This window comes from uncultured Methanobrevibacter sp. (genome assembly GCF_900314695.1).
Taxonomy (GTDB): Archaea; Methanobacteriota; Methanobacteria; order Methanobacteriales; family Methanobacteriaceae; genus Methanocatella.
Map to the genome: position 1 here is coordinate 1 of NZ_OMWD01000013.1, position 24756 is coordinate 24756.

General features: G+C 29.6%; 19 protein-coding genes. 14 read left to right on the top strand and 5 right to left on the bottom strand.

Annotated features, from left to right (window positions below; all coding sequences use genetic code 11):
• Together QZN45_RS05495 and QZN45_RS05500 are read left to right on the top strand one after the other, a co-directional pair.
• Nucleotides 1-556 (top strand): DDE-type integrase/transposase/recombinase (locus QZN45_RS05495; protein ID WP_296811631.1); only part of this gene is annotated, 556 nt, incomplete at its 5' end.
• Between the two features lie 530 nt (nt 557-1086).
• Nucleotides 1087-3804: a glycosyltransferase gene (locus QZN45_RS05500; protein ID WP_296811634.1), complete on the top strand. Its 2718-nt coding sequence runs from the start codon at nt 1087-1089 to the stop codon at nt 3802-3804.
• Between the two features lie 676 nt (nt 3805-4480).
• Here the strand turns inward: QZN45_RS05500 and QZN45_RS05505 are convergent.
• Complete coding sequence (locus QZN45_RS05505; RefSeq protein ID WP_296811636.1) at nt 4481-5374, bottom strand: ROK family protein; 894 nt, start codon at nt 5372-5374, stop codon at nt 4481-4483.
• Between the two features lie 493 nt (nt 5375-5867).
• Between QZN45_RS05505 and QZN45_RS05510 the strand changes: the two genes are divergently transcribed.
• The 6 genes from QZN45_RS05510 to QZN45_RS05535 all read left to right on the top strand — a co-directional run bounded on the left by QZN45_RS05510 (nt 5868) and on the right by QZN45_RS05535 (nt 13568).
• Nucleotides 5868-6767, top strand: coding sequence for a hypothetical protein (locus tag QZN45_RS05510; protein ID WP_296811640.1), 900 nt, complete (start codon nt 5868-5870; stop codon nt 6765-6767).
• 289 nt (nt 6768-7056) lie between these two features.
• Nucleotides 7057-7761 (top strand): sugar phosphate nucleotidyltransferase, encoded by a 705-nt coding sequence (locus tag QZN45_RS05515; protein ID WP_296811643.1) that lies wholly within the window; start codon nt 7057-7059, stop codon nt 7759-7761.
• Nucleotides 7758-9053 (top strand): phosphoenolpyruvate mutase, encoded by a 1296-nt coding sequence (gene aepX, locus QZN45_RS05520; protein ID WP_296811646.1) that lies wholly within the window; start codon nt 7758-7760, stop codon nt 9051-9053. Before QZN45_RS05515 ends, aepX begins: the two co-directional genes overlap by 4 nt.
• A 4-nt stretch (nt 9054-9057) precedes the next feature.
• The gene (gene aepY, locus QZN45_RS05525; protein WP_296811648.1) at nt 9058-10179 is read left to right on the top strand and encodes a phosphonopyruvate decarboxylase; all 1122 of its coding nucleotides are present in this window, start codon (nt 9058-9060) and stop codon (nt 10177-10179) included.
• 2 nt (nt 10180-10181) lie between these two features.
• Entirely contained in the window at nt 10182-11261 is a 1080-nt protein-coding gene (locus tag QZN45_RS05530) for a phosphonoacetaldehyde reductase (RefSeq protein WP_296811651.1), read from the top strand.
• Nucleotides 11262-11651: 390 nt separating this feature from the next.
• Entirely contained in the window at nt 11652-13568 is a 1917-nt protein-coding gene (locus QZN45_RS05535) for a hypothetical protein (protein ID WP_296811653.1), read from the top strand.
• 80 nt (nt 13569-13648) lie between these two features.
• Here QZN45_RS05535 and QZN45_RS05540 read toward each other — a convergent pair whose 3' ends face one another.
• Together QZN45_RS05540 and QZN45_RS05545 are read right to left on the bottom strand one after the other, a co-directional pair.
• The gene (locus tag QZN45_RS05540) at nt 13649-14542 is read right to left on the bottom strand and encodes an ROK family protein (RefSeq protein ID WP_296811655.1); all 894 of its coding nucleotides are present in this window, start codon (nt 14540-14542) and stop codon (nt 13649-13651) included.
• 336 nt (nt 14543-14878) lie between these two features.
• The gene (locus tag QZN45_RS05545) at nt 14879-15493 is read right to left on the bottom strand and encodes a hypothetical protein (RefSeq protein ID WP_296811657.1); all 615 of its coding nucleotides are present in this window, start codon (nt 15491-15493) and stop codon (nt 14879-14881) included.
• Nucleotides 15494-15665: 172 nt separating this feature from the next.
• Between QZN45_RS05545 and QZN45_RS05550 the strand changes: the two genes are divergently transcribed.
• From QZN45_RS05550 to QZN45_RS05565, 4 genes are all read left to right on the top strand, one after another.
• Nucleotides 15666-16247: a hypothetical protein gene (locus QZN45_RS05550; RefSeq protein ID WP_296811660.1), complete on the top strand. Its 582-nt coding sequence runs from the start codon at nt 15666-15668 to the stop codon at nt 16245-16247.
• Nucleotides 16247-16615 (top strand): hypothetical protein, encoded by a 369-nt coding sequence (locus QZN45_RS05555; protein ID WP_296811662.1) that lies wholly within the window; start codon nt 16247-16249, stop codon nt 16613-16615. The genes QZN45_RS05550 and QZN45_RS05555 overlap by 1 nt, the downstream gene beginning before the upstream one ends.
• Entirely contained in the window at nt 16612-17262 is a 651-nt protein-coding gene (locus tag QZN45_RS05560) for a hypothetical protein (protein ID WP_296811665.1), read from the top strand. Before QZN45_RS05555 ends, QZN45_RS05560 begins: the two co-directional genes overlap by 4 nt.
• A gap of 165 nt (nt 17263-17427) precedes the next feature.
• Nucleotides 17428-17601, top strand: coding sequence for a hypothetical protein (locus tag QZN45_RS05565; RefSeq protein WP_296811668.1), 174 nt, complete (start codon nt 17428-17430; stop codon nt 17599-17601).
• Between the two features lie 183 nt (nt 17602-17784).
• Here the strand turns inward: QZN45_RS05565 and QZN45_RS05570 are convergent, their stop codons facing one another.
• A complete protein-coding gene (locus tag QZN45_RS05570; protein WP_296811671.1) occupies nt 17785-19395 on the bottom strand; it encodes a hypothetical protein in 1611 nt (536 codons plus the stop codon).
• Nucleotides 19396-19526: 131 nt separating this feature from the next.
• On the opposite strand from QZN45_RS05570, the gene QZN45_RS05575 reads away from it, so the two are divergent.
• Both QZN45_RS05575 and QZN45_RS05580 read left to right on the top strand, forming a co-directional pair.
• A complete protein-coding gene (locus QZN45_RS05575) occupies nt 19527-20780 on the top strand; it encodes a hypothetical protein (protein WP_296811673.1) in 1254 nt (417 codons plus the stop codon).
• An 80-nt stretch (nt 20781-20860) separates the two neighbouring features.
• Nucleotides 20861-22681: a hypothetical protein gene (locus tag QZN45_RS05580; RefSeq protein WP_296811676.1), complete on the top strand. Its 1821-nt coding sequence runs from the start codon at nt 20861-20863 to the stop codon at nt 22679-22681.
• Nucleotides 22682-22729: 48 nt separating this feature from the next.
• On the opposite strand, the gene QZN45_RS05585 is transcribed toward QZN45_RS05580, so the two are convergent.
• Nucleotides 22730-24016 carry a helix-turn-helix domain-containing protein gene (locus QZN45_RS05585; RefSeq protein WP_296811678.1) on the bottom strand — a complete coding sequence of 429 codons (1287 nt, stop codon included), beginning with the start codon at nt 24014-24016 and terminating at the stop codon, nt 22730-22732.
• Between the last annotated feature and the right edge of the window lie 740 nt (nt 24017-24756).

Below are 24756 nucleotides of genomic sequence, written 5' to 3' on the forward strand. Positions count from 1 at the left end.
AAATGCAAATATAACTATTCCTGTAATTGAACATATTGAGTATTTATATAGTTATTTTAATGGTAGTCTTCATAAAATTCGTAAATCATTGAAAAAAGAACATAACATTGAAATTTCACATCAAAGCATAGAAAACATTATTTTGAAGTCTGAATATGAAATTGAGCATAGAAATTGGACTTTTTCAGGATATTATTTATTTGATGCTCTTTGGGTTAAAAAGAATGGAAAATGGAAGTATCTTTTAGCTTTATTCGACTTAGAACTCAATACAATAGTGGCCAAAGAATTGGTCGAATCAGAGACAGTAGAAAACGTATATGACTTTTTGAATCAATCATTACGTAATCAAAAGAAAAAGAAGAATTGCATTATAACAGATTTAAAATCAGAGTATCGAGTAGCAATTGATAAATTACAAATAAAACAACAATTCTGTACATTTCACACAAAACAATTAATAAACAGAGAAATAAGGGACCATATTGACAAAAACAATGCTTCTGAAGAAGAAATTGAAATCATTCGCGATTATAAGAGTTTATTTTTGATATAATTGATGCAGATTCAATAAACGAAGCTAAAAAAATAAGGGATAAATTATTTTATATAAATTCAAATGTTCCATCAGTTATTCGTAAATTTCCATCGATTATTCGTAAATTAGTCTCCAAATTAATAATTCCCGAATTCAAAAAACTCACAAACCATCTCGCGGACTCAAAAATAGCAATAACATCCAATAAAATCGAAAATTGCTTCCTAAAAAACTTCCCAAAACACATAAAAAAATTATTTAAAATAGATAAAGGAATTTTAAAAAGATTCAATCTAAAATTAAAGTATTGGGATGAGGACAATGCGATTTACTAAAAATCACTTAAGTTATTGAAAGTGCTCTTTTGGATATTTAAGAAATAGTTAAATATTTTGATATCTAATGTATTATGTAATGATACAACTATTTTTCCCTAAAATTCAACACATCAGTTTTTTGTGAAAAATATTGCATTTATAATATAAATTAATGAAATCTAAATATTTCAGAGTTTTTCAAGTTATTGGAGATTATAATTGGTGAAACATATGGTTAAAGTATCAGTAATAATGCCAGTATATAATTGTGGGGATTTTTTAAATGAATCAGTTGAGTCTATTTTGAACCAAACTTTATCAGACTTAGAATTAATATGTGTTGATGATGGGTCAACGGATAATTCTCTTGAAATTTTAAGAGAATATGAAAGTCAGGACTCAAGAGTTAAAATATTTGCTTTAAATCATATAGGTGGTGGTGATGCCCGTAATTTCGCCCTAAAACAAGTTTGCGGCGAATATCTCTATTTCATAGATGCTGATGATGTTTTAGATTTGAATGCTTTTGAAGATTTTTATTCAATTGCAAAATCCAAAAATCTTGATTTTTTAATTTTTAAAGCGAAAAAGCATGACGTTAAAACAGGAAAATATTTTGAAACCGATTATTATAATATGATGAATCTTTCAAACTTCGTTAAGGATGAAGTTTTTAAATTTGATGACATCGGCAAGTTGATATTTAGCATTAATGTAACTCCCTGGTGTAAATTTTACAATACTCAGTTCATATTAAATAGTGATGCCAAATTCAAAGAAAACTCCAAATTCCATGATAATAAATTTTTCTGGGAAATACTTTTTCAAGCTGAAAGAATATTCTTTTTGGATAAATTTTATTATACTCAAAATATTCACTCAGACTCTTTAATCGAATCAGGTGGAAAAAGCCATATTGATGCAATTCCTGTAAGTAATGATACTATAGATGTATTCATTAAATATAATCAGTTCGACAAATTTAAAGTAAATCTATTTAACAGTAAAGTCTATCATACTATTCGAAGATATGATGAAATTCGAGGTGAATTTAAAGAGTTGTACTTCACTGAATTGAAAAAAGATTTTAAATTATTGAAATGCTCCGATTTTAGAAATAATCTATATTCTGGTAATAAATTCCTTTTTGATTGTGTTTTAATTGCAAAAAATTATGAAGACTTTAATCATTTAAAAGAATTTTATGAAGTTTTTATAAATAATCATTTATCTTTGGTGGAAAAAATTGAAAAATATAAAGAATGGTATGGTTGTCTAGATGATGATTACAAACAACTGTTTTTTGATAATCCAAAGTCTATGAATATTTATAATTATTTGGTCTCGGTAATCGTCCCGACATATAACTCCGAATCATTTATAGAAAATACTTTTGATTCTTTATTAATGCAAACTATTGGCTTTGAAAAGTTGGAAGTGATTTTTGTTGACGATGCATCGGATGATAATACTCCTCAGATAATCGATGAGTTAGCTTTAAAGTATGAAAATGTAGTGTCTTTTCATTTGGATAAAAATAGTGGTGCTGGTGGAAAACCTAGGGATGTCGGTATGGATCATGCCACTGCCGATTATCTTATGTTTTTAGATTCTGATGATTTGTTTTTTGAAGATGCCTGTGAATTTTTGCATGATGAAATAACAACAGAAGACATTGACATTGTTAGCGGCACAATCACTAAGGACGGTGAAAACGTTAATCCTGGATTTTGGGAAAGTATTTTGACTGATCCTGAAGATAACTATCAAGTTAGATTGAATAAAATCAAGGAGATGGTAACTGACGATTTTAGCTTAAAAATCAACACTATTGATGATTACGAATCAGTGATTGCAAATTTCGGTTTTTCTTCCAAGATATATAGAAAATCATTCCTTTTAAATAATAACATATATTTCCCCCATTCAACTGTTGCGGAAGATTCTGTTTTTTTATTAAGTGCTTTACTAAATGCCAATGGCATTAAATTTATAAATAAACTTGTATATTATTATCCTCAAAGGATGGAAGATGGGAATGAGTCCATAAGTTATAAAATCACTAAAGAAAGCATGATAAATAGGTTAAATTCTTATTTTAAAATGTTTTTGATTTCCCTTGAAAAAAACAAATCCCGAATTTTTAAAAAATATCTGCTTTTTGGTAAACTGAATTATTTTATAAATTTCCACGTATTGCAATGTAATTTGTCTATAAGTGATTTATTGGATGTGTTAGTGCATGCAACACCTTTATTTAGATTATATGTGAATTATAATCCTAATTTAAATATTGGCACGGCAACATTATTTAAATATATTGCAAATAAAGATTATGAGAATGCATTAAAAGAAATTCATGGGGATGGGATAAAAAATCAAAAGGATATTAAAGTGACAGTTTCGGATAAATTTCCAAAGGATTCATTCGTCCCTAAATTTAACATATTTGTGTTGTCTCAGGAGTCCTGGGCAGAACAGATGGAATCAGAAAAGCCAGACTTACTTTTATTCAAAAGTCATGATGAGGATGAAGAAATTGTGAATTATTGTAATGACCATAATATTCAAGCTGTTCAATGGGATGAGGATTCTGGTAATTTAAATGATATTCTTGATTCAATCAACTTCAAATACATTCCCGATTTAAAACACTTGGTTTTATTTTATCGTTTAACTGATTTAAAAGAATTAAATGATATCACAAATCATTTTCACTCAATTACTTATCCTTTCAAACATCTGAAAATGATTACATGTGAAGAAAATCTCTTTTTAAGTAATACTATTCTTGAATCTGATTTAGCAAATCTTGATTTCAATGATGATTACTATTATTGCTTTGCTGATTTGGACTTTGAATTTGATGAGGGGGGTTTTGATAGGGATTATAAAAAATGCATTGATTTAAATAAAGAAACTGTCCATGCGGAAAACCAGTCTGATTAAGAACTTTAATCGGACTAATTTTAATTCTGTAAGTGGTGAGCAGATTCATGCACAGGTGGTTCGTCCAATGGAAAATGCTGAATTTGCATTTATGTTATAAAAATTCAAAGGTTTGATGTTTTTTTTTTTTGGTTTGGCATATAATTTCTGAAGGAACATTCGAATGAATATATATGTCTTTGTGTAGTTGATGCTTTTTGAAACATTTGTCTGTTTAAATTAGTTTGTGGTTAAAGTATACTTGATTGTGAGTTAAAAAGTAGTCATTTATTTGATTAATTCTTTAATTATTTTGATTCGAATTCAGTTTTGTCATATTTTTTTGATATTTGGCAGAAAATTTAATAATGTGTTTTATGAAAATTAATATTTAGAGTGATATATTTTTTCACTTATCGCATTAATTTGATGATATTGGTATTGTTGGTGTTTATCACAGTTATCATGGAATTTATTGTCCAATTTGTTGGGGTATTGGTGGATTTTTGGTGGTTAAAAGAGTGAATTTGTTGTGAATTGGGCTCCTGCTGAAGATTACCTCTTCCTCTACAATCTTTTAATATTTAATGATTTTTTTTTGAGTTGTACATTGTGGGGTAAACTTTGTAATGTATTTTTTGATAATTTCAGAGGAGTTAACACAGCATGTGGGATTATAAAACTTATTAATTTCTATCTAAATAACCTTTTGCCTTATCAGGAAATTGTATAGTGCACCAACACATCCAGATGCATTTCCAAAATGGCATTTTTCAATTGCGGGTTCACTTACTGCCTCATGGAATTTTACTGAATAGAAATCATGCACTTTGTCTTTTATCTCAGCTATTAAAATGTCCTGCGCTGAAATTCCGCCGCCGATGCAGAACTTTTCTGCGTCCAATACTGACTGTATGGTTACAATTCCTGCTGCAATTGTTTCGCCATAATCTCTCACCACTTCTTTGGCAGTTTCATCATCCTCATTATACTTTTCAAAGAGTTCATGGCTGTCGATGGCACATTTTTTATCATTATATGCATCGGTTAGATTTTTGTGGCCTCCGATTTTGCCGAACCTCTTTTCGTTATTTGGATTTTTAAAATCTGTAAGAATGCTTGAAAACTCCCCTGCAGTTTCACTGCTTCCCCGGTATAGTGCTCCATTTATAATTATTCCACCGGCTATTTCAGTTCCAAGTCCGATAACCACTCCATTTTTCACATCCGACAGGTTTCCCATCCAAAGTTCAGCCAATGCAGCGCATTTCCCGTCATTTTCAATCCACACAGGTTTTCTGTATTTCTCTTCCAATATGGATTTTAAAGGCATGTCGCAAATCCAGTCAAATGTTGCTACCTTGTTAACTATTCCATGCTCAGCATTAATTTTCCCCGGAAAAGACACTGCAATGCCAGCTATCTGATTTAAGTGGGGGCGGATAATTTCATCAAATGATTCAAATAACTTTTCAGCTTCTCTTCTGGTTTTTATTTCATTAATTTTAATTGTTTTGGCATTTTTATCGGTTAATGTGTATTTTATGGCGGTTCCGCCGACATCAATTGCCAAATATTTTTCACAGCACATAAATCAAATTCACTCCTTTCGGGTGGTGTTGTTAAATAATGATTTGTTTTTGGAGTTATAAAAGCTATCAAAGTTTGCTTTTTGATGTTTCATTTTCTTAAATTGAACTAATGAAAATTGGTGAGATTCGCCTTGGTGGTCTTGGCAAAATTATATGTTAATCATGTCCAAAAATTTGGATGTATGTATGTTATTGTTTACATTTAACTGAAATTGTAATCATATTAAATTAATGTGTTGACCAATAATCTGTGAACTTACCTAAAATCTACTGAATTATTGATTGGTTTTTGCAGTAACTGCTATTGTTTTTTCTTTGGAATTTTTATGATAATTGATGTGGTAGTGAATTGTCTGTAAGTTTTTGGTTAATTTTATGTTAAATATGGTTAAACATGTATGGTTTTGATAAAAAACCTAGTTTTTAAATAGGAATATTTTTTTAAGCAATCAACCATATTTTTAATTGAATAAAAATATGGGGAAAATCAAAATGAATGAGAAACTTGAAAAGCAATTTAAAAAGAGGCTCAATGATATTGTGCATATCGAGTTTAAAACAGTTCAAAAAATAAAAGAGCTTCGAAATAAAACATTTGATGAAATTAATACATATTTTAAGAATATGGGTATATTTCCGCAAATCAATCATAAGATAATAAGGCAATGCAGTGCTTTTGATAGGAGAACCGAAATTAAAAAGCATAATTATATGATTAGTTTGTTTATTGACTTTTCCAGCAATGATTTTGAAATTGAAAAATATGGGTCAGAAAAGTTTAAGGTTAAAATTAAGGATTCTCTTTTAAAACCATTAGTTAAACAGGATTGTTTAACACCTCAGGTAATTTTCAAGTGGTTTGAACAAATTCTTGGATTGGAGTTTGATATCTGCAATAATCAGGCCATATTGGTTGAAGATAACATTTCACTAAATGTTGTACCATGCTTGGATTTTCAGGACACATCCCCGAGGCTCACTCTTGTGCCTTGCGATGATTTTTTTTGGAAAAAGTTGGAGTTAATGTATTATGATTCAATCGGCGGAAACATGAAAGTTCAAAAAAGAGTTACGGACAACATTCTTATATTGAAGCATTGGGTGCACTGTCAGAATTTTTATGATGAGGAATTGGATTATTTTTTAGAAAGTACAATCATTGATTATTATAATAATCGCAGTCCTAATGAATTTCTGTATGAGAATTTTAACATATCATTAAATGAGGTCTATAAGAAAAGGACTGAATTTATTGCAAATAAAACTAATGTTTTTGATGATGATTTATTTGTAACTAAGCTTAGAAAGTCTGTAGAAATGTCAAATCGCATGGTCAATCAATCGGGTGAGGAATCACTGAAATGTTTTGCCGAGATTTTTGGACAGTCTTAAAAATTATTTATTGGGCAGACTCAAGTTTCAACTTTTTTTTTTATTTTAATGTAATAAAATCGAAAATTGCTTCATAAAGAACTTCCCAAAACACATAAAAATTTATTTAAAACAGATAAATGAATTATAAAAAGATTCAATCTAAAACTAAAGTATGGAGATAAGGACAATGCGATTTTCCAAAAATCACTTAAGTTTTTGAAAGAGCATTAAAGGCAAAATCTGATAATTTTATTATACTTTAAATACAAAAGTTAAATTAATAATAATTAAAAATTCAAGGGTTATTATGAAAGCAATTATTTTAAATTCTGGAATGGGAACAAGATTGGGTGAGCTGACTCAAAACAATCCAAAATCATTGGTGAAATTAAATGAAAATGAAACTATATTCTCAAGAGCTATTTCAATCCTTTCTAATTTTGACATTGAGGAGTTTATCCTCACAACAGGCTATTTAAATGAAGTTTTAATCAATTATTGTGAAGAAAACTTTCCTAACACCAATTTCACTTTTGTTCACAATCCTGTTTATGATAAAACTAACTATATCAAATCTTTGGATTTTATAGATGATTTTGAAGATGATGTTCTCCTACTTCATGGGGATTTGGTTTTTGAGTTAAAAACCGCTGAAAAGATTATAAACTCTGATGAATCATGTGTGGTGGTGGACACCACCCTTGAAATTCCAAAAGATGATTTTAAAGCAAAAATTGAAAATAACCATATCAAATATATTGGGGTTGACTACTTTGAAGATGATGCGGTTTCCTGCCAGCCATTCTACAAATTAAAACCAAAAGACTGGCAAGCCTGGAAAGACAACATTCATGTCTTCTGCAATAACAACAAAACAGGTGTTTATGCAGAAAATGCCTTGAATGAAATTACAGATAAAGTAATTATCAAACCTTTGGATTTGAAAGGCTTGTTATGCATGGAAGTTGACAATAAAGATGATTTAGCAAAAGTTAAGGAGATTTTAAAATGAAAACTGTTTATATTGCAATAAGCGCTGATATTTTACATCACGGTCATATAAATTTAATTAAAAAAGCGTCTGAATATGGAAAACTGATAGTGGGTGTGCTTACCGACGAAGCGGTGGCGACATATAAAAGATTTCCTGTTATTGAGTTTGAAGAGAGAAAATTCATCATAGAAAACATCAGTGGTGTATCTGAAGTTGTTCCTCAAAATACTCTTGACTACACAGATAACCTTAAAAAATACAAGCCGGATTATGTTTTTCATGGTGATGACTGGAAAGAGGGCGTTCAAAGCAAAATCAGATGTGATGTAATTGAAACTTTAAAGGAATGGGATGGTCAGTTAATAGAAATTCCGTTTACTGAAGATGTCAGTGTTGATAAAATCAATGATTTAATCAAAAAGACAGACTCTATTCCTGACATTAGAAGATCCAAACTTAAAAAATTGATTTCCCTAAAACCGATTGTCAGAACAATCGAAGCCCACAATGGTTTGTCTGCACTTGTTGTTGAGAATGCCAAGGTTGAAAAGGATGAGCAAATCAATACATTTGATGCAATTTGGGTTTCAAGCCTGACTGATTCCACAGCCAAAGGCAAGCCGGACATAGAACTGGTGGACATGACCTCGAGGATAAATACAATAAATGAGATTATGGAAGTGTCAACCAAACCGATTATCTTGGATGGGGATTCCGGCGGTCTTCTGGAACATTTTGTCTTCAACATCAAAACCATTGAAAGAATGGGCGTTTCTGCAATCATCATTGAAGATAAAGTTGGACTAAAGAAGAATTCACTTTTCGGAACTGAAGTCAAACAGACTCAGGATTCAATAGAAAACTTCTGTGAAAAGATAAGTGCAGGTAAAAAGGCCGTATTAACTGAAGAATTCATGATTATTGCAAGAATAGAAAGTTTGATTTTAAAGCAGGGAATGGATGATGCCATAAAAAGGGCAAAGGCCTACATCAAGGCAGGTGCTGATGGAATCATGATTCACTCAAGAGAGTCTGAACCTGATGAAATCTTTGAGTTCTGTGATAAATTCAAGGAGTTTGCACCTGATGTGCCTTTGGTTGTTGTTCCAACTTCATTCAATCAGGTTTATGAGGATGAATTCGCCAAAAAAGGTGTTAATATTGTAATCTATGCTAATCATTTAATCAGAAGCTCTTATCCTGCAATGGTTGAAACCGCAAATATGATTTTGGAAAATGAAAGGTGCATGGAAGCCGATGACAAATGCCTGTCAATCAAGGAGATTTTAACTTTAATTCCGGATGAGTGATTATATGATTGACGTTAAGGATTTTGTAAATTATTTAAAGGAAATTGATATTGATTTTTTTTGTGGTGTTCCGGATTCACAATTGAGCTCTTTTTGTGATTATGTTGAGGAAAATGAAACTAACATCATTGCGGCCAATGAGGGCAATGCCGTTGCAATAGCTTCAGGTTATCACCTCTCAACCAATAACTTTCCAGTGGTTTATCTTCAAAATTCCGGATTGGGAAATATCGTTAACCCTGTAACTTCACTTACTCATAAAAAGGTTTATTCCATTCCAATCGTTTATGTTATTGGTTGGAGAGGCCAGCCTGGTGTTCATGATGAGCCGCAGCATAAAAAACAGGGTGAAATCACTTTGGACTTGCTTGAACTTCTGGACATCTCATATGTTGTAATCGATAAGGATTCAACATTTGATGATTTGAAAAACACATTTCAAAATGAATTTTTGGATAAGTTGGAAAATGGTGAAAGTGTTGCAGTTGTTGTATCAAAGGGTGCCTTTGAGAAGTACAAGATTCCAAAATCCAACAAGAACACTTTGACAAGAGAAAAGGCAATTCAAACTGTCAGCGATTATTTAAATGATGATGACATGATTGTTTCAACAACTGGAAAGTCATCAAGGGAATTGTTTGAATATAGGGAAGCTAAAAACCAGGGTCACGGCAATGACTTTTTGACAGTCGGGTCCATGGGCCATTCATCAAGCATCGCTTTGGGAATTGCAATGAACAATCCTTCAAAAAGGATATTCTGCTTTGACGGTGATGGTGCAGTGCTGATGCATATGGGTGCATTGGCTTTAGTTGGCTCCAGATCTCCCGAAAATTTCTATCATGTCATGTTTAACAATTCTGCCCATGAAAGTGTCGGGGGTCTTCCAACAATAATGGCGGACATTGATGTTGCTGAACTTGTAACCTCCTGCGGATATCAAAAAGTATTCAATGCAGGAAATCTTGAAGAGTTAAAGGATGTTTTGCCGAAATTCATAGAGTCAAAAGGTCCTGTATTTTTAAATGTTGATGTTGATATTTCATCAAGGGCCGATCTTGGACGTCCGACCACAACTCCGATTGAAAATAAGGATGATTTCATGAAAAAACTGCAAGGGGAATAAGTATGGATTGGGTTTATAATGTGCCGATAAAATTTCACGAGTACAATTTGGATGAAATGAAAAAAAGACTTAAATGTTTTGAAGGTAACGTTTTGTTTATTGCATCTAAAAGGGTGATAAGCACTTTTGATTTTGATGTTGGCAATTTTCAGGTTTTGGATGAAAGCATTGCCAATCCCGATTTTCATCTGGTTGGAGATATTTTAAATAAAATCAAAAAACCTGACTTGATTATTGCAGTTGGCGGCGGAAGTTCAATTGACCTTGCAAAGGCAATATCATCATTATATGAATACAAAGATTGTGATGTTTTGGATTTGATTAAAAATAAGGATTATCTAGATAACTCCAATTCTATTCCGTTCATTGCAGTTCCAACAACTGCCGGGACAGGTTCTGAATGCACCAAATGGGCGACAATATGGGACTTTGACAATAATAAGAAATATTCCATCGATGCCGATTACTTGTATCCCAATGAGGCCTGGCTGGTTGCGGAACTGACATCTACAATGAATGAAAATTTGACCTTGGCAACAGGTCTTGATGCATTGGCTCATGCAATGGAGTCCTACTGGTCCCGTCCGTCCAATAAATACACAAGAGTTCTTGCAAGGGATTCAATTAGAATCATTAAAAAGTATCTGCCGTTGGTTTTAGGTGATTTGGATAATTTGGAATACCGTCAGGAAATGCTGATGGGATCCTTTTTTGCAGGTCTTGCATTTTCAAATACTCGTACAACCGCATGCCATTCCATTTCATATCCTTTGACCATGATGTTCGGCATCAGCCATGGGTTTGCTGCAGCAATAACATTATTTGAAGTTTTAAAAAGAAACTGGGAGTATATTAAAGAAAAGGATTTGTTTTTGGATGCATGGGATGCCAATGATTTGGAAGATATTGAAAGATGGTTTAGTGAAGTTTCAAATGATTCTCTTAAACTGTCAAAATTTGGTGTTAAAAAAGAGGACATTCCCGATATTGTTAAATTGGCAACAACCGGTGGCAGGATGGACAATAATCCTGTAGTGTTTGGTGAAGATGAAATCGAAGATATTTTAAATACTGTTTATTGAATCTTATTGGCATTTGCATGATTATAAGGTAATTGGATTAGGCTAGGATTTGCAGTAATATTTATCAACTAACTTTTGGCATTGTGTAGGCTGCAGGCAATTGTCAGTATGTATGTAGTTTTGAAATATTTGTAATTCATAATATACTTTTTACTAAATTGAATTGTCGATAAATTATTTTTATATTAAAGTTAAAAATAGCAAAATTATTGCTTGGTTTTTAAGGTAAATTGTGTGGAATCATCTGTCCCGATGGCCGATTTTAGATGATGGCCTAAAATTCTTGTTTCAAAAGCATTTTTCCCAATATTTCCAACTCAAAGGGTCAATATTAATATTAAACTGAGTGCAATATATATTAATTAATGAACTATATTGGGGGGAAAAATTTTGGCAAATAGGAAAATGATGATGTTTGTAATATTTTTCGTAGGTCTGCTGTTTGTTTCGGCTGTAGGGGCATCCGACAATTCCACAGTTGATGATGCAGTTTTAGAAAAAACAGATAATGACATTTATTTAAACGAAAACAATACTTTTAAAACATTTACAGATTTGGACTCAGCAGTAAATAACAAAAGCAATAGTGAAGTCTATTTAACTGATGACTACAGGTTTGACTCTGAAATTGATTCGAAATTTAAAGACAGGGATTTAATAATTGGGCATGATGTAATCATATATGGAAATGGACATACGATAGATGGAAACTATCAAAACCCTACTTTGCGTAAATCGCTTTGTAAGGTGGTATTGTATGACATTAAATTCATCAACAGTAAATCTGCTTCAATTTATGATATAAAAGCTATAAATTGCACATTCATAAATTGTAAAGCGTCTGCAATGTGTTATGGAACTGCAATAAACTGCACATTCGTAAACAATACAAATGATTACTTTGGTGGTGCAATAAGTGATGGAAATGCAATTAACTGCACATTCATAAACAACACTGCAGGTGATGGTGGAGGGGCAGTATTTAATGGAATTGCTACAAACTGCACGTTCATAAACAATTATGCGTGGTTTGGTGGCGCAGTTTCACTATACTCGGAGTATTACGACCCTTCAGATGAAGTTGCAGCCATAAACTGCACATTCATAGGCAATCGGGCAATCAATGGAGGGGCGGTGTATAATGCTCGTGCCGTAAATTGCGAGTTTGTTGGAAACTATGCTGAATTGGGTGGTGCAATACTTAGAGGCAGTTCAATCAACTGCACATTCAAAGGCAATAGCGCAAAATCAGGAGGTGCAATCGCAGACACTGGTGCAGCAAATTGCAATTTCACAAACAATACTGCAGATAATGGAGGAGCCAGTTTCAGGTCTGATACGGATAATTGCAGTTTTACAAAAAACCACGCCTCCAAAAACGGTGGGGGATGCTATAATGGAACTGCAGAAAACTGTATTTTTAAAGACAATGTTGCAGATGTGGAAGGAAATGATACTTACAATACACTCTACAAACCTTTTTTAAGCTGTGATAACTTCATGTCAGTTTATGGTTCAAATGACACAATGTCAATAAATCTTACATCAGTCAGAGGTTTGGCCATTTATGATGCAAACGTTACAATTAGGGTATATAAAAACAAAACCTTAATAGGTACATATTATTGTCAAAGCGAAGCCCAATGGCATGTAACCCTGGATGCCGGAGACTATGTTGCAGTGCTGAGTGTTGAAAATCAATCCTATGATGTTGACAGCATCAATGTGACAATAAAAGTTAACAAAATAAAAAGCAAAATTACATCACAGGCGATATCAGCTGTTTTCAACCAGAACAAATGCCTGACTGTGAATTTGTTTGATGAATACGGAAACCCAATTTCAAATGCCAACATAAGTATTGATTTGAACGGCAAAAAGACACTGCCAAGCAATTCTGAAGGCAAGGTAGAGTTATCTGTAATCAATCTTATTCCAAATTCATATATTGCAAAAGTCACATTCTGCGGAAATCAAAACTATGTGGAATCGTCACTCAATGTCAAAGTCACAGTCAAAAAGGCAACACCTAAATTGACAGCCAAAGCAAAAACATTTAAAAAATCATTAAAAACCAAAAAGTTTTCAGTCACTTTGAAAAATAACTTAAACAAAGTCATGAAAAATACAAAAGTTACTCTTAAAGTCAATAAGAAAACATTCACTGCTAAAACCACAGACAAGGGTGTTGCAACATTCAAAATAACCAAATTGACTAAAAAGGGAAAATATACTGCAACCGTCAAATATGCTGGAAGCAAGTATTACAATGCAAAATCAGTGAATGTAAAAATTACTGTAAAATAGATGTTAATCACATCTATTCTTTTTTTATTTTATTGGATAAATCCCAAGCAATTTAAAATGTTAAATCCATTAATTTCTACCTAAATAATCTTTTGCCTAATCAAGAAATTGTATAGTGCACCAACACATCCTGATGCATTTTCAAAATGGCATTTTTCAATTGCAGGTTCACTTACGGCTTCATGGAATTTTATTGAATAGAAATCATGCACTCTGTCTTTTATCTCAGTTATTAAAATGTCCTGCGCTGAAATTCCGCCGCCGATGCAGAACTTTTCTGCGTCCAATACGGACTGTATGGTTACGATTCCTGCTGCAATTGTTTCGGCATAATCTCGAACCACTTTTTTGGCTGTTTTATCATCTTCCCTATACTTTTCAAAGAGTTCATGGCTGTCGATGGCATATTTTTTATCCTTATATGCATCGGTTAGATTTTTGTGGCCTCCGATTTTGCCGAACCTCTTTTTGTTATTGGGATTTTTAAAATCTGTAAGAATGCTTGAAAACTCCCCTGCAGTTTCACTGCTTCCCCGATATAGTGCTCCATTGATAATTATTCCGCCGGCTATTTCAGTACCAAGTCCTATGACCACTCCATTTTTCACATCAGACAGGTTTCCTTTCCAAAGTTCGGCCAGTGCTGCACATTTGCCGTCATTTTCAATCCACACTGGTTTTTTGTATTTCTCTTCCAATATGGTTTTTAAAGGCATGTTGCAAATCCAGTCAAATGTTGCTACCTTGTTAACTATTCCATGCTCAGCATTAATTTTGCCTGGAAAAGACAGTGCAATGCCAGCTATCTGATTTAAGTGGGGGAGGATAATTTCATCAAATGATTCAAATAACTTTTCTGCTTCTCTTCTGGTTTTGATTTCATTAATTTTAATTGTTTCGGCATTTTTATCGGTTAGTGTGTATTTTATGGCGGTTCCGCCGACATCAATTGCCAAATATTTTTCACGGCACATAAATCAAATTCACTCCATTCGGGGGTTTGTTGTTAAATATTGATTTGTTTTTGATGATATAAAAGCTATCAAAGTTTGCTTTTTGATGTTTCATTTCTTAGTGGGATTAACCAAATTGGTGGGGCTTGGCAAAATATGGAGTTTATGTCCTAAAATTTGCAGATGATGAGACTATAAAAAGCAATGGGGGCACGATGAATTGTTTTTTACAATCTTAACTAATTCAAATTTAACAGAAAGATAAATCAAAATTATGACAATTTTTGACAGTGCCCTTTCGAACTCTATTCTCATCCAATTGATAATTAAATTAATTTCTTAATATTAAAGTTGGATTTATTCTAAAATCATAAAATCGGCGATGAATGATCTATTATGTTCCCAATTTTTCAACTCAAAAATTTTTGAAGGGGGTGCTGGAACCCTTAAATTTTCTTCAATAGGATTTTCTTTTGTGATATATGCGAATAAATATAATTCTAATTGATATAATCCACTTAATGAGGATAATACTGTTTTCTGATTAACTCTTTTATAATTTTCAAGTCCTTCTTTTTTATCGGTTCTATGGTGTTTTCCTAGATTGTATTTTATCCACCATGTTAAATTTTTATTTTCAGACCATTCAAAATATGGTGAGGTTTCTATTCTGTTGTTGTATATGACTTTTTCTTGTGTAAATCTATTGCAATTCTCTTTTATAAACTTCATATAGTCCGGCATATCCCAATCTTTTGGATTTCCATCATATTCCTTAAATAAAAGTAATTGTTTAAATACAACGTCGATTTCACTACAAATTGAGAATAATAATTCTAAATATTTTAAGGAAAATGTATTTTCATTGACTGAGTCAATAGGGATTATTTTTTCTAGTTCTATAAATTCTTCTTCTAATGTTAAATAATATTTCCAATATTGGTTTAAAAAGTTATCAGCATCTAAATTCATTTTTATCACTGGTTTTTATTTATATTAGTTATTAATATTTAATTCAGTGTTATGATTTAGTAATGTCAAATCAATATTGATTTTTGAATTTAGAAAATTATTTAAATACTTTAGATATAATTATTAAACATATATAATTTTTAATATTTATAAATCAAAAGGGAGTGAAAAAATGTTTAATCTGGATAAAGTTTCAAAAAATTTGGAAAATTTTAATGATTATGAAAATATTGAAATTAATTTTTCAAAATCAATAGAGTTTAACCCAAAATTAGATTTTGAGATTAAAAAAGTTTATCATAGAACATTAAATAATAATGCAAAATTTGTTTTGGGATGTTTTCATTTAAATATTTTTGATACTCTAGAGAGCATTGTCGGAAACACTAATGAATCTGATGATTTTATTCTAGACTTGTCTGAATTCATTGCGAATTATTTTGATGATGCAAATTCAAATTTAAATATTAAAAATCTTAGAGATTTTAAAGAATTTTTATTTGATTTAAAATTAGCTAGCATTATTCTCAATACTGCCTTTGAAGAAAATGATATGGAATTAATTTATGAATCATTCTACCAACTTAAAAGCAGATTTGAGAAAAACCATTTAATAAATAATTATAGTTTATTTAATAAATTGTCAACTGAATATGATATTTTTGATGTTGGTTATGAAATTCAAGATGATAAAAATGTTATTATGATGGATAACTTTCCATTTAGTGTGGAGGATAGTGTAGGGGGTAAATAATGTCAGATTTTGAGATTGTTCTTAGTTTCACTGAGAAATTAAATATTTCTAATTACATTGAACATGGTAAAAATCAGAATATACCTTTAAATGTTAGTTTTAGGGGATTTATAAGTGAAAATAATAACTTAAAAAATAGTATATTATTTAAAGTTTATTATGATATTGATTCACTTGAGTTTCCTATTTCATTAAATTGGGTTGGGGTTTTTGTCTTGCAATTTGATGATGAACCTAATGTTACTGTTGATGATTTGTTTAAAAATGAAAGTATTCAAAATGAATTAGATTCTTTTATTCAATTATTATCTAGAAATTTGGCAGGTAATTTACCCTCTTTTTCAGAGATTATGGAGAATAGGAAATGAATATTTCATATGAACTTAATTTTAGTATGAAAAGATTTCATGATGATATAAACATTCAACAATTAGTTGGAATATGTTTAGATAATTATCACACCACAATATTTGATGATATTGTGGGAGTCATGAATCTTCCAAAGGAAGCTGCATTTGATTTTTTAGATGAATTAGAAAATAGATATATGGGAACTCCTAAATTTCAGTTATTTTCAACTTATAAATCAATTTTTTTAAATCTTTTTGTTAATCCTCAAATTAAAAATCTTAAAGGTGCCTTTTTAGAAGTTTTAGCATTTAAAATTTTAAAAAAATATTATAATCCTCATACTACCAGTACTGATTGTATAATTTGTATAAATGGTTGGTGTAGCAATTTAACCGTAGATATTGCTATGGAATATGATTCTTCTGCATTATGTTGTGAATGTAAGGTTCCAACTTCAAAATTTGATTGGAATATTTTTAAGAATTTGTTAGATATAAAAATGCAATCTCAAAACTTTTTTGATGTTTATGCTATTACATTGGATTTAAAGGAACGTATGGATAGTAAAAAACAACGAATTGAGAATAGTGTTGAAGAATCTCGAGGAATCATTGATGATGTTTATTGTATCGCACGTGAAGATTTAGCAAATTTTAATATTTAACCATTCAATAAAACAGTAGGTATAAACGGAATATTCTTATTTTATTCATTATTTTTGATTTTAAATGTTTTTTCAGATTATGAATTCGTGTGATTTTAAGATTGAACTGTAATGTCGAGTTAAATATCTTTACGTATATTACTTTTTATAATTTTTGAATTTAATTTGTTTTTACCAATCTCTGCATTGAGTTTGATGTTTACAGAAATTAATGTGTTATTCACTAATGTTTTTTGCCTGTATTATCTGATTTCCAAGGTAATTGTAGCTATTATTGTAATGTTTTGGAACTTCATTGCAAGACGTGTAATGTTTAATGGAAAGATTTCATGTAATTGATTGGTTAATCTGTATGTTCCAGTTAGCACTATTCATTTTTATTTTGTAATTAATTAGATTAATGTATTGTTATAATTATATTTATTTTGTATTGTATTTGAATTAATTATTAAAAAAATCTCAGATTTATAATAGAAATTATGAGTTAAATTTATAATATGATGTAAGAAAATCATTGATATGTTATTCCTTAAGTTTTATTGTAAAAAACATATTGTACTCATTTATCCATAATTTTTTTATATATCCTATTTTTACATTAATTTTGCTGTCGAATGAAAATCCCTCTAAATCAGATAAGTCATTGCCTTCAATTAAATTATTTTGAATTCTTGATAAATTTGCGATGACATTTCCGGTTGGGTCTTCCACTTCACGCCCATAAACATGTTTTTCATCTTCTAATTTGTCTAATTTATAAAAGTTAAGTATTTTCAAATCAGGGGTTGATCCTAAAATTCGCTTATATAAGTTTTTTCCATCTTCATTAACTACATCTAAAAATACATTAACTATTGTTCTATTAGTTTTTTTAAGTTCATCAACAAATTTTTCAGCATCGGCTCTGCGATTGAATCTTCCATTATGGTTATTTAATAAGTTGTATTGTGTTTCAGATAAACTGAATGGAAAAGCAACATTTATACCCAATATTTGTTTTAAACGGATTATGATATCAATTATATTTTCCTCAAACTCATAATCAGAATAATATCCTAAATCAATATTTTTACATTCATATTCGATATTGTTAAATTTAAGATGAAATTTGAATTCTTCATCATTGATTGATTCCTGTATCTCTTTAAGAAGTTTGATTTGTTCAATATCTCCTCTTTTGTCAAATTCAATAATCTTAATTTTTTCAACATTGAATAATTCGGGGGATGTTGTTAATTCCTGTTTAGTTTCAAGCATCACTAAAAATGGATATTCTGGAACAGTCGATAGTTGCATTTTAATTTTATTTCTCTCTTTGATGAGTTCCGAATAAAAATATAGTTTATCGTTACTTAAATATTTCTTAAACCATTCGTTATGCTTAAAAAATAGTGTTGCCTCTCCATTTCTTAATTTAATGTATTTATTGAATTCTTTTGTAGGTGAATATTTGAAATTCTCACTATTTTCATAATTGCTTTTACCCATTATATAATTAAAAATTTCATGAATTTGATCCAATACTACTTCGGAATCTTCAACAAGACAATCAATTGGATAACCTAATGTGTAAATAGTTTCTTCATGTTTGCATATGAATTCAACATATTCGTCGTCAATATCGAGTCTTTCATAAGTCACTTCATCATTGCCTAATTCAAAATAATCAAAATCATACGGAAAAACCCTAAATCCATGTTTGATGGAATTATAAACATCTTTATGCATAGTAAAAAAACTCACGATATTCTTAAATACTTCAATAAAATCTGAAACATTATCCCCATTCAAATCAAATTTTTCAATTAATGATTGTGAAAGATTTTCTATTTCTAACAATGCATTGACTTTTTCAATAATGTCTCGATTATCAGTTCTGGATAATGCAACGTGATATTCCACATCTTCGAATTTTGCAAAGAAATACAGTAAAAATTCTTCAAGATATTGAACGGCACCCCTGAAAATATCGATTTTTTGAAATTTCTTGAAGTTGTCTTTGTTAATAAATTCATCAAATTCATAAACTTCATTTTCTAAATTCTTTATATTTTGTTTTATTAGATAATACTGATTGTTGGGGTCATGATTTTTAATAATAAATTCTTCTAAATCGAATTTGTTTTGTTCCATTTAAACACCTTTTTTAGATTTCTGATATTATTAATTATTTATTTATTGTTATGTGTTAACTATTATTTCCCATTTTTAAAGACATTAAATTTTAATTTATCCAAAATTTAAAGATATATTAAGGTGTAATGATGAAGGTTACAAGAGACATGATTTTAATGAATGCAAAACAAACTATTGACATTGAAAGCAGTATTGGAATTTTAAAATTTAGAAAATTTTTCGATAATGATAAACAATTATTGTTTAAATATAAGGATAATAATCCTGAGGAATATTGTAAATATTTTATAATCAATCAATTAAAAAACCCAAAGCTCAGTTTAGATGAATTAAATGAGTTAGATAATACTGAAATATCTAATATTGTTCAGGAATATTTGACTAAATCCAGTTTAATTAACTATTTTGATTTTAGTAATGACTTTTATAGTGATTTTAAAGAGGGGGTTATGAATTTCATTGAATCAGGTGTTGGAACTACAAATAAAATCATTAATGAGTTAGCTATGCCAAATGCAATGAAAATTTTTATGAATGACACATTTCCCCTTTTAACTTCTCAAGATGTTATTGAGGATTTTGGTAAAAATCTCATGTTATATGTTTCTCCCCAACAAAAAATGTGGGAGGATTGGGCAGATCAGAATAAAAAAATTCGGGAAATTCACGAAAGGACACAGAAATATTGGGATGATGCATTAGAAAAATATAATATGTCTAAAAAAGATGCTTTTGATAATTTAAAAAATTATCATTGGATTATTAGTCCCAATATGGATAGTCAAGTTGTTTATGATGTTGTTGAAATATTTAAAAGTGATTCTCAACATAAACGCCGTGAAATTAATCATCTTTTTAATAGTTATCTCTTTGATAATGATTGTGAGCGATTATACGAACTTCTTGAAATATGGGATTCAAAACCACGTTTCAATAATCGGATAAAAATTATTCGCGATTGTATTGATACAATTAATAAAATGCCAAATACATTTAATTTTTCAAATGTAATAGTGCCTACATTAATAGCTCAAACTGAAGGTGTACGTTTTAGTTTTATGGAAGAACATTTTTTAAAAGTTGATAAGAAATATAGATTATGGATTAATGAAAATACAAAATTAACACATTCTGATGGTTCTAATATATTATTAGATGAGTATTGGGAAAATTTAATAAATGGTGATGATTTTTTAGAAGCAATGAATAATCTTTTTTTAGATATTTTGTTTCAAAAAGCATATAGAGGCCAACCTTATTCAAAATCAATTCATTTTAGTAGACATAAGATTTTACATGGTGAAAATACTAGATACGGTCGAAAGGATTATGTATGTAGATGCTTTCTGATTTTAGATTTCCTATCTGAATTAAGTCATTAAAATTAAATTTTCACGCATTTGAATGGGAGTTTCATTATTAGAACTAATTAAGTCTTACTTTAACGTATGGAGAAACATTTATGTCTGAGTTGTTAGGGGATTATAATTTATGGAAATCAGAAATTTATGACGATTCTGATGAGATATTATTTGATGAAATTGTAAAATGTATTGATGCTAAAGCATATAGAGCTGCTACAATAATGGTCTGTATATCGTTTACAGAATCATTATTGAATAAACTGGAAATTTTATCGGAAAGTAATAAGAAAATTACTCAAGATTTAGCGAATTATCGTGAAGATGGTAAAGATTTTCTGTTAATTGAATATGCAAAAAAATACGAGTTAATCAATGAAATGGAGCATAATCACTTAAAAATGATTATGGATGCCAGAAACAATTATGCACATCCTTCATTTGAATCACCAACTGAAATTCAGGTTATTTCATATTTATATTTTGCAGTTCAATATGTCCTTAAAAGACCTCCTTATTATTCATTTTTATATGCAAAATCATTGATTGAAGATTATTTAGCTGTTGATCAGTTTTACTTTGAAGGCAAAAACAATATCCAAATACAAAATTATGCACATAGTTTTTTTCAAAGATTAGATAAGAATAGTTTTCGATCTGTTTTGAAATTATTATTCACTTCGTTAGAAGATTTGTTTGTTGATTCCAATGAAAATAAGACTGGATGCATTAACACTTGTCTGATTTATCTAAATGAACTTATGTCTTTCGATGAGATATCGTTAACTGAAGAGGATGTTAATGATTATCTTGATAAGTATAGGCTTACATCTTGCCATATTTTTACTTATGGTGAAAATTGGCAGTTATTAGACTTCAGGTCCAAATCAAGAATTTTTTATTATGCTTCTGATTTTGAAAATGGCATTTTTTCAGAAAGTGAATTTATAAATATTTTTTATCCATTATATGGATCTGATTTGATTGAAGAGAATTTTAAATCTAAATTCTTGGACATTTTAGATGAAACTTCATTAGAAGCCTTGCTTTATTGTGATGTAAGTTCAGATTTGTATTTCAGAAAAATCATAGATTATTTTAAAATGCATAATTTCGGATATCAAAATACCGCGATGAAATCACTATTTAAAATAGATTTGACTCAATTTAGTGAGTTGGAACTTGAAGAAATTGGACGAAACATCCTGCAGTCTGCAGAAGGTGGTGCATGGGATTGTGAGGATTTAATAGATGATTTCCATGATAAAAAAAATAATAAATTTCACAATATTCATCTTGTTCAAGGAATTCTCAATGAAGTTTTTGTCAATGAAAATAATTATTTTAGATATAAACCTCGTTTCGCTAGGCATGTACTGTTAATGATACATCAGTATTCAAATCATGATGTTGTTTTTAATAAGTTATTGTCAAATATCGAATCATCCAAGCCAAAACGGGATGATTTTATTATATTTAATCGGGCCAAATACTTTTTAAGAAGAATAAATGATAAAAATGAATCAATTTCCAAAGACATTGATTTAATAATTGATTCAATCAATAAATCGATTTGTACTTGCCTAAATTCAATTTTTGATGAGGATAATAAACAAATTTTGACATATGAGAATTTTAGATATATAACTCCCTATGTTTATAAATGTTTAAATGAAACAAAGCGCAAATCTTTTTCGGTTTTGGCTTATGATGAAACATTAGAGTTCATCACATTCTTTTCAAAAGTAAAAAGTAATGTCCAAAACAATGAAAACAAAATTGATGTTGAAATTAATTGGAATTTGCTTGAAGAATTCATTAATCCTGAAGATATTAAAGAAAATGTTGAAAAATTATCTTTCGAGGATTTATCTAAAATGGATAAAGCAATAATTGGAGAATTTTTAAATTATTTTTTGTAATTATGTGTTATTACTATTGTTGGTATGCTTTTTGATATTGCATATGATTTATTTGTTTTTAAATTTAATTTCTATGAATTTGCCATATCCTTTTGAGATAACCTCTGTTAAATGTGTAGTTAATCCCATAGCGGGGATAATTTTTATAGTAAATGCCATTACATCAAAATCTTGAAATGCGCATTTCAAATAACCTATATTTGGAATATTTATTGATTTTTTAAGATTAATAGATAATTTATTTTTATAAATAAATTCCATATATTCTTTTGAATCTATAAATGGTGTTGTTAACTCAAAATTGTTAAATTTATACTTAATATTTAACTCGTAATCGCAGTTGTTATTTCCCAATAATCGTTTATATTGGGATAATATGGTTTGAAATGCAAGCATGGATTCTGCTAAATCTATAATTCTTAAATTATCATATTCTTCTAAAATGTAGTAATCATAATAAATTAATGATTCATAGTCCTTATTTAATGAATTTTTATCATAGACATTAAATGGTAAAATTAATTTTAAATGCCCTTCTTTAAATAATTCTAATGTAAGGCCGGTCTGCAAGGGGTCGTTGTCATAAATGTGTCTTAATATGTAAGAATCTACAGATGCATATGCATTATCAAAATTAACGGATGTGGATAAGCCCAAATCATTTAATAATTGCACATTAGAATTAAAATTTTCTTTAAGATTTTCAAAAAATTCTTCAGAATAAAAATCTTCGAATAAGTAATGTTTAGGATTATTCACATAAATGTAAAATTCTAAATAAGGTTGGGTATAATTATTCTCGATGTAAAATTCATTATCCATAAAGGAGTTAATCTTTTTTCTATATTGTTCTTTTTTATCCATCAATTTGTCAAATTGATATCGATTTTTAATCTCTAAAGGCATTGAAGTTTCACCAACTCTAATGCAGATGCTGCCATTACTGATGTATGGGGCGTCATAACCTTCAAATACTTGAACAACCAAAACAGCTTTATTTTCAGGAGTTTCAATAATTTTATTTTCAAAATAAGGGATTGGTTCAATATTGCCTTTAATAATATTTGCAATCTTGTCATCAGGTTTTCTATTGGTTTCCAAATCAAAACCCACTATCTCAAAGGGATTGAATTCATCATCATTTTCTTTAATTCCAATGATGTACCAACCACCTTCGGAATTTGCAAATGATGCAATTGAGTTGGCTATTTTTTTAGGTTTGGGAAATACCTTTTTATATTCTATATGCCATCCTTCTGAAATATTGTTCTCAATTAGTTTTTCTAAATCTTCATACTCAAGTTCTTTGATGTTTTTATTAAATGGATTGTACATGTGATATATTCTTAAATTGGGAATTATATAACTATTTTGCAATTTATTGTTAAAATGGTGATTCTAATAATTATTATATTTGAATTATTGTCGATTTTATAAATTATATTTATGACTAGGTCACTTGTATGTTTTACTTGCAATGGATTGATAACGTTGAATAATTCGAATATTTTAATTCATACTAATTTTGTAGTTTCCAAATTTGATATTTTGTTCATATTAATGGGCTGTCAATTTGTTAGGACTTTTTTTGATTTTCTATCCAGCAATTTTTTCTTGCCAAAATGTAGTCAAATATTCCTTCAGGAGTTCTATAATTTTTTTGTGTTTACTAAATGTATTTCTGAAGTAATATTCTAGTTTGTTGTTGGTATTTTCTAATTTTCCTATGAGTGGTTTTTTCCCATAAAAAAGCACAAAATAATCCATGTTGTTATTATTAATCTTTTTGTAGTTTATATGCTTTTTTTCGCATAATATTCTTTTAAATTTATTCTGAGTTAGTAAAATTGTTTTCACTTTAAAATATTGTCTTAAAAACAAAAGAAAAGTTATTTATAGTTTTAAAGTTTAAATGGATAATCAGATGGCATGTTATTTTAAGAATCATACACCAAATATTTTGAAATAACTCAAAACCTAAAGAAAATGAAAGAGGATTATGAAGTGCATGTATTTTTTGCAAAAGACACTACTGATGTTGATCCCTTAGAAATACAACGTTTTTGGATATGGAG

What these genes read in the sequence shown, in the direction of transcription:
- QZN45_RS05500 (WP_296811634.1), top strand. Translation starts at nt 1,087, where the DNA reads ATGGTTAAAGTATCAGTAATAATGCCAGTATATAATTGTGGGGATTTT.
- QZN45_RS05505 (WP_296811636.1), bottom strand. Translation starts at nt 5,374, where the DNA reads ATGTGCTGTGAAAAATATTTGGCAATTGATGTCGGCGGAACCGCCATA.
- QZN45_RS05510 (WP_296811640.1), top strand. Translation starts at nt 5,868, where the DNA reads ATGAATGAGAAACTTGAAAAGCAATTTAAAAAGAGGCTCAATGATATT.
- QZN45_RS05515 (WP_296811643.1), top strand. Translation starts at nt 7,057, where the DNA reads ATGAAAGCAATTATTTTAAATTCTGGAATGGGAACAAGATTGGGTGAG.
- aepX (WP_296811646.1), top strand. Translation starts at nt 7,758, where the DNA reads ATGAAAACTGTTTATATTGCAATAAGCGCTGATATTTTACATCACGGT.
- aepY (WP_296811648.1), top strand. Translation starts at nt 9,058, where the DNA reads ATGATTGACGTTAAGGATTTTGTAAATTATTTAAAGGAAATTGATATT.
- QZN45_RS05530 (WP_296811651.1), top strand. Translation starts at nt 10,182, where the DNA reads ATGGATTGGGTTTATAATGTGCCGATAAAATTTCACGAGTACAATTTG.
- QZN45_RS05540 (WP_296811655.1), bottom strand. Translation starts at nt 14,542, where the DNA reads ATGTGCCGTGAAAAATATTTGGCAATTGATGTCGGCGGAACCGCCATA.
- QZN45_RS05545 (WP_296811657.1), bottom strand. Translation starts at nt 15,493, where the DNA reads ATGAATTTAGATGCTGATAACTTTTTAAACCAATATTGGAAATATTAT.
- QZN45_RS05550 (WP_296811660.1), top strand. Translation starts at nt 15,666, where the DNA reads ATGTTTAATCTGGATAAAGTTTCAAAAAATTTGGAAAATTTTAATGAT.
- QZN45_RS05555 (WP_296811662.1), top strand. Translation starts at nt 16,247, where the DNA reads ATGTCAGATTTTGAGATTGTTCTTAGTTTCACTGAGAAATTAAATATT.
- QZN45_RS05560 (WP_296811665.1), top strand. Translation starts at nt 16,612, where the DNA reads ATGAATATTTCATATGAACTTAATTTTAGTATGAAAAGATTTCATGAT.
- QZN45_RS05570 (WP_296811671.1), bottom strand. Translation starts at nt 19,395, where the DNA reads ATGGAACAAAACAAATTCGATTTAGAAGAATTTATTATTAAAAATCAT.
- QZN45_RS05575 (WP_296811673.1), top strand. Translation starts at nt 19,527, where the DNA reads ATGAAGGTTACAAGAGACATGATTTTAATGAATGCAAAACAAACTATT.
- QZN45_RS05580 (WP_296811676.1), top strand. Translation starts at nt 20,861, where the DNA reads ATGTCTGAGTTGTTAGGGGATTATAATTTATGGAAATCAGAAATTTAT.
- QZN45_RS05585 (WP_296811678.1), bottom strand. Translation starts at nt 24,016, where the DNA reads ATGTACAATCCATTTAATAAAAACATCAAAGAACTTGAGTATGAAGAT.